Origin of the sequence: Mesorhizobium sp. B283B1A (assembly GCF_020165735.1) — a bacterium.
Taxonomy (GTDB): Bacteria; Pseudomonadota; Alphaproteobacteria; order Rhizobiales; family Rhizobiaceae; genus Mesorhizobium; species Mesorhizobium opportunistum.
Window position 1 is genome coordinate 1 of the sequence record NZ_JAIUIQ010000080.1, and the last position, 9,255, is coordinate 9,255.

Below are 9,255 nucleotides of genomic sequence, written 5' to 3' on the forward strand. Positions count from 1 at the left end.
GGGCGGGCGGGCCAGTAAGCACGGGGCCTAACCGGCAGGGGCATCAGGAGGGCGGCGCCGGCGAAATGTCGGGATCGTGACTTGCACCTCAATCGTCGCAGCAGCGAGGGTTGTCGCCAGGCGTCGCGGGCAGGAAGCGCGGCGTAGGACAGAGACTAGGGACAACGTGCGCTGGCGCCGTTTTACGTCGGCTTATCGACAAGCGGCGTTTTGCGCTTCGGCGCCACATAGCTGGTGACGAGCCGCACGGCACTGTGTTTTACCGTAATGCCCAGATCCTTGCCGCCTACCGTCACCGTATCTTCGTCGACGCGAACCACTTCGCCGGTCAGCTAGATTTTCTGCCCGCTGTTTATGTATGGCGTGCTGTCTACGATCGAGTGCGGCTGACCGTAGGAAGGGATCAGAACACTCACGCGATCACCCGTGACCCGCTTTCGCACGGTTGCAGTGATCGCGACGGTATCGCCGACTTTGATACCTTGGCCCATGCGATGATTCTGGAGCAGGGCAATGCTAACGCTGGGGAAATCAAAGGGAGGGCAAATTGAGAAAGCTTCGTGGGCGACCGCACTTTGTCTTTGCTTCGGCATGGCCGCTCACCCGGTCATTGCCATGTCCACAGATGAGGCCTGCGCGAATGTGGGCCATGCAGCAGAAGCCGTCATGCAAGCTCGTCAAAACGGCATGGCATTGCAGACGGTGCTTGAAAAGATGAACGGCGCCGGATTTGGAGCCGAGGGCAAGAATGGCTTCCGGGCAATGAATCATGATGGCGTATGACCAGCCCCGGTTTAACACAGAAGAAAACAAGCAGCAGGCGATCAATGATTTCCGCGATCAGGTTCAACTCTTTTGCATGAAGGGTGGAAACTAAGCCGTGGGCTTGTGGCGACAACTGTTCGGCGGCCAAGACAATAAGACCACCCTCCGCCTCTCCTGACCTGAGAAAAAGCCCGCGCCACGGAGGGACCGATGACGCGGGCCGGCTGAGTTTGCCGCACCAGCCTGCTCGGATGCCAAGCAGCGACATCCGGGCGCGTGATCCCAACCTTTCGAAATAACTAATGTTCCTCAACGACGCCCCTGCGGCCTATCGATTTGGGCGGTTGGTCGCAAAAACATTAAAAAACAGCAAGCACGCTGTCACCGACAAAACCTCGACTAATATTTCGTCCGGGGTCATCCTCGGGCAATGGATGAAATTAAAGGCCAACACAGCCATCGCGCTACCGATCCCAGGTTCGACCACATCGAAAGGAGAACCATGAGAGAAGGCTAAGTTCCGATCTAGGCCTTATGAAGCGCCAAGATAATCAACCTTACGGAGTTCGTTCGTCTTCAGCCGGCCGTGTCGGCCCCCCCAATCATCAGTTGTCACCGCACAATTCCGAGGTCGATATTTGTGTTGAGCCTATCGCGTCCCTGCCCGAAATAGCAGTGCGAAACGATACGCCTTTGGCGGGACGGGTTGGCAGAGCGCACGAGAAAGCGCTTCCGCGGTGCGCTGATCAAGTTCAAGCATGACATTGTCGTAAGTGTCCGAGAGGCCGCAACTGGGGCAAGCTAACAGGTCGGACCCTTGAGACCCAGTGACACCAGTAAGGGGCACTTTGCATCGATTGCAGCCAACCTTAGGATCACTTTCGGTCATGTAGGAAGTATCCCGCTTGTCTTTCAGAACAAGCAATTGCGGTGCCAAACGCGGTTGCTCCGTTTCGGGACATCCTTACAGCGGCCTCGCCGTGTCCTACACGATCATTGAGACCACGCCTTCGATATGCCTGCATGGTCGATCAACTGGAAGGTGGCAGCCTCCACGGCATGATCTGGCTGAACTGGATACGGCTATCCGGCGCGATGATGCCCACGGTCGCGACGCTCACGTGGCTTTGATACGCAAACGGCTTAGCCATTGCGGGTGTGCCTCGAGGAGCGTGCGGGCACATCGGTAACCGGCTGGTCTATTCCAATCATCCTCAGTGAGCTGGATAGCGGCCATTCAGCGCGTCAGGTGGCGCGATGCTCTTCTATCTCTGCTGAGCAAGCTGACGAGCGCACCAGTGTCATCATCCCCAGTCTCAGCCAACGTCTTCGGAGACGCCAAGAGGGCCACGTCGCAGCTCGACCGTGCGACCCATTGCGTCGGTGACGCCGAGCTACAGGCCCAAAACGCAAGCCAGTTGCAGCCTCTCGTGATATCGTCGGGCGAGGGTTGCGGCCTGCGGGAACGAGGACGATGGCCTCCTTACCATTGTGGAACTCGCGCCGGATCTTACGAGAAACGTCGGGAGGATCTGTAGCAGCCCACAATCAGCGACGGCGGTTGCGTTTTCCTACGGGCAGGTCGTGACTTTGCCCCGGCCCGGCTGGGATTTCACGCCAGAACTTCGGTTGCTCGTTCGGGCTTGACTGCGCCCAGCGCGGCTTGCCAGGGCCATCCGACCACCAGTCGATATGAATATCCGAAAAGATGCGCGCATGGGGGCAAAGCACGAGAATCCTGGTTCCGTCCTTGGGCGCAGATGAAATATCTTCCCATCTTTCATCCCGCGCCCGTGCAGCCGCGATGACCTTCTTCGCGAAGAGCTCGTAGGACTCGATCGAAGACGGCAATTCACATGCGACCAGGAACTCTTGCGTAAGTGCCCGCGCCAACGTTGCATCAGCCTCATCTATCATCTGTTAGCTCCTTGAGGTGAAAAGCGGTCATGCGCTATGGGCAGTTCGTTGGCGACTTCCTGGATACCGTGCGCAGCAGCGCGCTCAAGCCGAAGGCGACCGGCCACTAGGTTGTGCTCCCCGGCGAGACTGTTGGAGAGATACCGCCCGAGCATGAGTTGAGCTTGACCATGCCCACGCTCAGCGGCGGCGGAGAACCATTTCTGAGCCGCCGTCTGGTCGACCGGCAGGCCCTGGCCGGACGCGTACAGCGCGCCAAGCGCAAACATGGCCCCTGCGTGACCGTCGTCGGCCGCCCGCTCGAACAGCTGCATCGCGGTCTCTGGCGAGCGTGAGCCCCCGCGCCCATTGAGCAGCATCTCGGCAAGCGCTACCTGCGCGTCGAGCACGCCGGCACTGGCCGCCCGCGTAAACAAGACGCGTGCCCGCGGTTGGTCGGCCGCCACCCCGCGCCCGTCCTGAAGGAGGCGGGCGTACATATATTGCGCCTCGGGTACGCCTTCGGCCGCGCGCCTCAACCATTGCGCCGCTTGCCCCTCGTCCTGGCGGACGCCGATGCCCTTGGCGAAGCAGAGCCCAAGATTGAATGCCGCGACCAGATCGCCCGATGTTGCGGCCGCCTCGAACCATCCGGCAACGCTTGCACGGTCGCCAGGCTCGCCGCCACCTCCGAGGATGAGATTGGCGAGGTCGATCTGTGCTTCCTGATTGCCGCCATCTGCGGACGCCCGCAGCAAGCGTGCCCCCTCTTCGACGTCCTGTGCCACGCCGTTCCCCGTCAGGTAGAGAGACGCCAAAGCGCGGGCAGCGGGCTGGTGACCCGCTTCGGCCGCCCGTCGATACCAGGTTGCAGCCTCCGCATAATCCGGCGGCTGCGTTTTCGCATAACGGTCGCCAAGGAGGGAGGCCGCCTCGATGTTGCCGGCCAAGGCGGCACGCCGCATCCAGACCTCTCCGGCAGCGGGATCATGGTCGACGAGCCCACCCTCGATCAGTGCTAGGCCCAACCGGAACTGGGCGGAGGGAAGGCCCTTCTCTGCGGCAGCCTGATACAATTGAGCGGCTGCAGTGATGTCGCGTACCACGCCGAGCCCGTGCTCGGTGAGGACCGCGAGAAGATAGGTTGCGGTCGGGAGGCCGGCGTCCGCCGCGCGTCTTACCTCGTCCGCAATCCTGATCCGGTCTTCACGTTTGCCACGCCGGGCCAGCGATAGGGCAAGGCCCAGACACCCTTCGGCGCAGCCGGCCAAAGCCGACTTCTCGTACCAGTGGTGCGCCGCATCAGCATCGCGCTTCGGTTTGGGGCCGCTGGTCAGGATATAACCAAGGATCGCCTGTCCTGTTGCCGAGCCCGCCTCGGCCGCTTTGGTGGCAAGGTCGAGCGCTGCCGCGAAGTCCGGCTTGCCCGAGAAATCTCGTTCGAACAAGCGCTCCGATCCAGGGGCTTTGCCATCGGCTTCCGCCGGCGCTAGCCCGGCCACGTAGAGTGCGGCGAGCAGCGCCTGCGCTTCGGCGCTCTCGTGGTTGGCCGCCCGCCGCAGCCAGCGCGCGCCCTCCATGCGGCTCGGCGGCACGCCCGAACCTTCGAGATAGCAACGCGCGACCCGAAACTCGGCGTCGGCGATCCCAGCACGCGCGGCGATCGCCATGAGCGGAAAGGCTTCAGCGGGCTTGCCGCTGTCACAGAGTTGGATCGCCCGGCGCAAGGCAGCTCTCGGGTTGGCGAGACCAGTCAGCCGATCCAGAATTGTCATCGATCCAAGTCCTAGATTACTCCGTTTGCCGCCTCTTGCGCCGAGCTTTAAGGCTCCCGCATTGCCTCCTGGCCGATTGGCAGCATGACGCCAAGAATGTATTTGAGCACCGTGCGCCGGCCGACCTTGACGTCGGCAGTCACGGGCATGCCGGGGCTGACGGTGAAACCGGCTGGTACGCCGTGGAGGGCCACCTGGTCGATGGAGATGCGCGTGCGATAGAACGGCTCGGCGTCCGAAGGCAGCATGGCTAGGGAACTGTTTGGATCGCGCACTTGCTCCTGCGCCGAAAAGGCATCGGGGCTCAGCGTGCGTACGGTGCCGTGGGCGAGGCCGTATTGCGAATAGGGGAAGGTGTCGAACTTGATCACCACTTGGTCGCCGACATGGACGAAGCCGCTGCTCCGGCCGATGATGTTTGTCTCGATCTCGAGCGACGCATTGGCCGGCACCAACGTGATCAAGCGCTCGCCTGACTGCAAGACCGAGCCGACCGAGACCTTCGCCACTGACTGGACGATGGCGTCTGCTTCGCTCTTCAGTTCGACCAGCTGCTTGCGCAGCTTTGCCTTATTGAGAAGTTCGCGAGCGTCGGATATCCGCGAACTGGCCTCCGACAGGCTCTGCGAGACATCCGCTCGCCAACCTTGGATATAGCCGTCGCGCTCGGCAGCCACCGCCGCCTGCTGGAGCTTTGCGGCTTCTGCTGTCTGCTCGGCATTGCCGAGCGCCCGGGACATTTCAGCGCGATTGTCCTCGGCGAGCAGTGTGTTGAGGCGACTGCCCACCTGCCTCGCTTCGAGCTGCTTGCGCATATCCTCAATCGAGGCCGCGACCGCGAGCCGTTGGCGGTAGCCCTCGGCGTCCGATTGCGAACGCGAGATTGCGGAACTGAGTTCGTCGTGCTGGCGGTCGAAATTCTCGATCTTGGCGTCGTAGACCGCCTTGCGACGCTCAAAGATCGATGCCTGCAAGGTCCAGCTTGGGTCGAGGCCGTCATAGTTAAAGGCCTTGCCATCCGCTTCCGCCTTCAACCGCGCCACTTCGGCTTCAAGCGTCGAAACCTGCATCGCAAGCGCCGCCAGGTCGGCCGAGGCGAAGGTGGCATCGAGGCGAGCAAGAACTTGACCGGCCAGCACGTGCTGTCCTTCGCGAACGTCGATCGAGCGCACGATCGCTGTCTCCAGCGGCTGGACGACGATGTTGGGCGACTTGGAGATTACGAGCCCTCTGGTCGTCACAACCTGATCGACTGGTATCAGTCCTGCCAGGGCGATCAGCGCGATGACCAAACTGAAAATAGCCCAGACGATGCCGCGCGCCGCCCGCGGAATGGGTGCGTTGGCCACAGCCGTCGACGGCCACTGGAATTCGAGTATGGCTGGGGTCGTCGGATCGTCCGCTTGCGTGCGATGCCAGCGAGCCGGGCGGGTGGTGAGCGAGGTGCTACTCATGGGCTACCAATCTCTGGCGAAGCGCGACATCGTCAAACCAACCGCGGCAGGATGGCGACCGGGCGACCCTGGTGGCCGTCGAGATGTCGGTTCTGCTGTGCCCACAACTGGCGATAGAGCGCGCATCGTTCGAGCAGGGTTGCGTGCGGGGCGACATCGAGAACCCTGCCCTGCTCCATGACCAGGATCTGGTCGCACTCTGTCAGCGAGGAGAGCCGATGCGAAACGATGATCATTGTGCGCCCGCTTGCGATACGCATGAGGTTAGCGCTCACGATCGCCTCACTCTCCGGGTCGAGTGCGCTGGTCGCTTCGTCAAGGATGAGGATGGTCGGATCGTGGATCAGGGCACGCGCGATAGCCAGCCGCTGTTTTTGACCGCCCGACAAATTGGGCGAACCTTCCTCGATGTAAGTGTCGTAGCCATTTGGCATTCGCTCGATGAATTCCTGGGCGCCCGCGAGGTGCGCGGCACGCATGGCGTCGGAAAGCGTCAGGCCTGGGCGCCCGGCGATGATGTTATCGCGGATCGACCCGCGGAACAGGAAATTGTCCTGGAGGACCACGCCAAGCCCCTGGCGGAGGTGGCGAAGGTTAATTTCCTTGAGGTCGACGCCGTCTAGTTTAAGGAAACCGCTATAGTCGCGGTTGATGCCCTGCAGCAGGCGGGCAATGGTCGATTTTCCCGACCCGCTGCGCCCGACAATGCCGAACATGGTCCCTGCCGGGATGTCGAAGCTGACCCGGTCGAGCGCCGGTGTCTTGGTGCCGATATAGCTGAACGTCAGATCGCTGAACTTGACCTCGCCGACGAGCTTTGGCCTGAGGCCGATTGAATTCGAGCTGGTCTCCAGGGGCCGGTTCAGGACGGAGGCCGCTTCGCCTATCGCAGCGCCAACTTCCTCGTAGTCTTCGACCAGCCGCGCCAGGCCAACCAGCGGCTGTGCGACGCGCTGGGAGATCATCATGAAGGCGAACAGGCCGCCGACCATGTAGCCCGAGCGGTCGTTCATCGCCAGATAGGCGCCGATCAGCATGGTGCCCAGCACCATCAGCCGTTCGATCGGCGTGACCAGGGTCTGTGGCCAGCTGGCGAGTTGCCCGAAGGCGAGACGCGCTTTTCCCGCTTCCGCCACCCGCTCGTCCCAGAGCGCCTTGCGCTGCGGTTCGAGGCCGAGTGCCTTCACCGTTTTGATGCCGACGACGGTCTCGCCGATCGCCGCCGACTTCCAGGTCTCGGCCTCGACCACGCGCTGGTATCTTCGACGCAGCGGTTTGAGGAAGGCGAGGATGATCAGCAGGATGACGACCGCGCAGGCCACCACGATCCAGGCGAGCGTGGCGTTGATGTAGAACATCACTGGTAGCAGCACGCAGAGCGTGATCAGATCCAGGAACGTGCTAAGCAGTTTTCCGGTCAGGAACTCGCGGATGCGGTAGACCTGGGCCAGGTGGTACATCGTCTCGCCGGCAGGATGACGCTCGAAATAGTCGAGAGGCAGGCGCAGCAGCCGGCTGAAGACGTGCAATTGCAGCTTGGTGTCGAGACGAGCGCCGACGACGTTGATGATGAGCCGGCGCGCGTGGCCGAGCAGCGTCTCGTAGGCGAAGACCACGGCGATGATCGCCGACAGCAGTACAAGCGTCGAGACGCTGTTGAACTGCAGCACCTTGTTGACCAGCGTCATGACGATGAGCGGCGGTAAGATGGTGAGGACACTCAGCGTGAATGAGGCTATGGCGATGTCGCGCAGGGGCCGGCTCTCCAGCCGCACCAGCTCGGCAAGCCAGTGCAAGGTGAAGGGCGCATCCGCAGCCACCTGGGACCGTGTTGCGCGCAGCATCACCGCGTCGCCCGTCCACACCTGCGACAACCGCAGCTCGTCGACGGGGATGGCTTCGCCGTCCTCGGGCGCGTCGGCGCTCTTCAGGAAGACGATATTGCGCTCGGCACTCGCCCCGGTAAGCAGACCCGCGCCGCCATCGCTGAACAGCAGGACGACCGGTCCGGTGTCCTGGAAGCGCAAAAGATGGGACCAGCGGACGCGGATGGCGCGTGACCACATGCCGGCGTTCTGCGCCCACTCCGAGAGATCGACGGCAGTTGGAACAGCGGTCGCTGACCTCAATTCATTGGGGTCGAGTTCGACGCCGTGATAGCGGGCAGCCTGCAATACCGCCTTGAGGCGCGGCCCGACCTGATCGTGCTCGGCGGGACCGCCGGGAGGCCGCGCCGTGTTCTGGCCGCCCGCCTGGTCCGCCGTGGCCTCGACAGCGCGGATCGAGACCGGCTGGTTTTGGGTGTTAGCGGGGAGGTTCACCATGGCCTTCTCATCCGGTACGCAGGGCGAAGATTCAAGAGTGCCCGGTCCTCGGCGTGTCCGCCGAGGTTTCCCAGAACTTCGTATTGTACTCCGAACCGATCGGCCGCGCGACTGTCATGCCACTCCCTGTTTCGAGATGATCAACGCGGAGCCCGCTCTTGAGCGAGGCCCCGCGTGTTTCAAATCTGGATCAGTCTCCGTCACTGGTCCATTCAATGCTCACTCATGCGGCTTCAAGAGATCCTTCAGGGTCGTCTTGACCGTGTGGTCGTTGCTGACGGAGCCGGCCCCAGGCTTTGCCTGATCCGAGGTGAGATCCGTGCTCGCCCCCGACGGCTTGTTCTGGTTCTGACCAAATCCGCTGATCGTCTTGAGGACGTTAAGAAGGTCTGTCGACACCGATGTGGCGGCCAGGCCGATCAGATTGCGGAACGACGCATGATCACCGCTGCCGTCGGTCGAGCCCGACTTCAGGAACTGCGTCGTGTCCTTGAGCCCGAGCGAGTTGGCCGTGACATTGGCGGTGTGACCGCCACCCGCCGAGCCATCGTTGTCAGTACCATCGTTGGGATGTCCCTTTCCTGGGTTGCTGCTGTCGCTTCCGTCAGGATCGTTGCCGCCACCATTGTTGCCATGCTCATGGTCACCGGTCCCACCACCCGAGCCGGTTGAACCTGTCGGGCCTGTTGGACCACCCGGGCCTGTAGAGCCGGTTGCTCCGGTCGAGCCAGTCGAGCCTGTCGCACCAGTAGCTCCGGTGGAGCCTGTCGCACCGGTCGAACCAGTAGCGCCGGTCGAGCCTGTCGCACCGGCGGAGCCTGTCGCACCGGTCGAGCCAGTTGCTCCGGTTGCTCCGGTCGAGCCAGTAGCACCGGTCGAGCCAGTCGCTCCGGTCGAGCCAGTTGCGCCGGTGGAACCAGTAGCACCAGTCGCTCCGGTTGCTCCGGTCGAGCCAGTAGCACCAGTCGAGCCGGTTGCTCCGGTCGAGCCGGTCGCTCCGGTCGAGCCTGTAGCACCAGTGGCACCAGTGGCACCGGTCGC

Annotated in this window: 8 protein-coding genes; 2 read left to right on the forward strand and 6 right to left on the reverse strand. The window is 62.6% G+C overall.

Annotation, left to right across the window (positions count from 1 at the left end; translation table 11 throughout):
• Window positions 1-182: 182 nt before the first annotated feature.
• Window positions 183-320, reverse strand: a complete 138-nt coding sequence (locus tag LB577_RS33365) for a hypothetical protein (RefSeq protein ID WP_318013571.1) — start codon at window positions 318-320, stop codon at window positions 183-185.
• 193 nt (window positions 321-513) lie between these two features.
• On the opposite strand from LB577_RS33365, the gene LB577_RS32695 reads away from it, so the two are divergent.
• Both LB577_RS32695 and LB577_RS32700 read left to right on the forward strand, forming a co-directional pair.
• On the forward strand, window positions 514-783 hold the full coding sequence (locus LB577_RS32695) for a hypothetical protein (RefSeq protein WP_224690514.1): 270 nt from the start codon (window positions 514-516) through the stop codon (window positions 781-783).
• A gap of 284 nt (window positions 784-1,067) precedes the next feature.
• Entirely contained in the window at window positions 1,068-1,271 is a 204-nt protein-coding gene (locus tag LB577_RS32700; protein ID WP_224690515.1) for a hypothetical protein, read from the forward strand.
• A gap of 1,042 nt (window positions 1,272-2,313) precedes the next feature.
• On the opposite strand, the gene LB577_RS32705 is transcribed toward LB577_RS32700, so the two are convergent.
• The 5 genes from LB577_RS32705 to LB577_RS32725 form a co-directional block, all read right to left on the reverse strand.
• Entirely contained in the window at window positions 2,314-2,682 is a 369-nt protein-coding gene (locus LB577_RS32705) for a hypothetical protein (RefSeq protein ID WP_224690516.1), read from the reverse strand.
• Window positions 2,679-4,436, reverse strand: coding sequence for a tetratricopeptide repeat protein (locus LB577_RS32710; protein WP_224690517.1), 1,758 nt, complete (start codon window positions 4,434-4,436; stop codon window positions 2,679-2,681). Before LB577_RS32710 ends, LB577_RS32705 begins: the two co-directional genes overlap by 4 nt.
• A gap of 47 nt (window positions 4,437-4,483) precedes the next feature.
• A complete protein-coding gene (locus LB577_RS32715) occupies window positions 4,484-5,890 on the reverse strand; it encodes an HlyD family type I secretion periplasmic adaptor subunit (protein WP_224690518.1) in 1,407 nt (468 codons plus the stop codon).
• A 32-nt stretch (window positions 5,891-5,922) separates the two neighbouring features.
• Window positions 5,923-8,214, reverse strand: a complete 2,292-nt coding sequence (locus LB577_RS32720; RefSeq protein ID WP_224690519.1) for a peptidase domain-containing ABC transporter — start codon at window positions 8,212-8,214, stop codon at window positions 5,923-5,925.
• 643 nt (window positions 8,215-8,857) lie between these two features.
• A partial coding sequence (locus LB577_RS32725) for a hypothetical protein (RefSeq protein WP_224690520.1) occupies window positions 8,858-9,255 on the reverse strand: 398 nt, incomplete at its 5' end.